Source organism: Terrabacter terrae, assembly GCF_039529575.1.
GTDB classification, from domain to species: domain Bacteria; phylum Actinomycetota; class Actinomycetes; order Actinomycetales; family Dermatophilaceae; genus Terrabacter; species Terrabacter terrae.
In genome coordinates, this window is the sequence record NZ_BAAANB010000111.1 from 1 (window position 1) to 1,041 (window position 1,041).

The 1,041-nt window shown below is 70.0% G+C and carries 1 protein-coding gene; it reads left to right on the top strand.

What is annotated here, in order from left to right; all coding sequences use genetic code 11:
* Positions 1–52 precede the first annotated feature (52 nt).
* Entirely contained in the window at positions 53–877 is an 825-nt protein-coding gene (locus ABD194_RS19625; RefSeq protein WP_425580036.1) for a hypothetical protein, read from the top strand.
* The last annotated feature ends 164 nt before the right edge of the window (positions 878–1,041 follow it).

Consider the following 1,041-nt stretch of genomic DNA (forward strand, 5'->3'; position numbering starts at 1 on the left):
TCACCGGTGCGCGCCACCGCGGCACGGTCGACAGGGATTAGGGGACCTGATCGTGATCCACAGCAAGGTGACCGTCGTGTTCTGCGGCGAGGAGCACTCCGTGTCACCAGACACCGGCCTGACCATCGGCCGCACCGGTGACGTCGAGGTCGACGACAACCCCTACCTGCACCGGACGTTCCTCGTCGTCTCGCACGAGGCCGGCTTCTGGTGGCTGAGCAACACCGGCTCGACGCTGACGGCGACCGTCGCCGACGAGCAAGGCCTCTTCCAGGCCTTCCTCAACCCCGGCGCCCGCATCCCGCTCGCCATGAGGAAGCTCCTCGTGTGGTTCACCGCCGGCCCGACCACCTACGACTTCGAGATCCACGTCGCGAGCCCCGCGTTCAAGACGGTGACGGCCGAGGCGCCGGGTGCCGGCAACGCGGACGGCTCCGAGGACGAGGTCGGCGCCGCCACGGTCGGGCGGGTCTCGCTGACGCCGGACCAGAAGCTGCTCATCGTGGCGCTCTGCGAGCCGTTCCTCCGGCGCCGTGAAGCGGGCACGAGCCAGATACCCTCCTCTGCCGCTGCAGCCCAGCGTCTCGGCTGGACCCTCACCCGCTTCAACCGCAAGCTCGACAACGTCTGCCAGAAGCTGGCCGACGCCGGCACCCGCGGCCTCCACGGCGGTGTGGGCAAGCTCGCGACCAATCGCAAGGCCCGGCTCGTGGAGCACGCGCTCTCGACCAAGCTCTTGACGGAGGACGACCTCGCCCTCCTCGACGGGCCCACCGACGCCTGCACCACCTCAGCCGGCACGTCAGCCGGCGTTTCAGCCAGCGCAGCAGAACGGGCCGCCGACCGGATGGTCACGGCCGAACAGGGGAACGCATGAGCACCGCCGCCACCAAGCGACGGATCGGGATCGCCTCAACCGTCGTCGTCGCGCTCGTCGCGAGCCTGCTCGTCTGGCTCGCGACCCGCAGTGAGGGCGAGGTCGTGCGCAAGGCCGACCTCAACGACGGTGGCATCTGGGTCACCAACGCCGAGCAGGCGCGC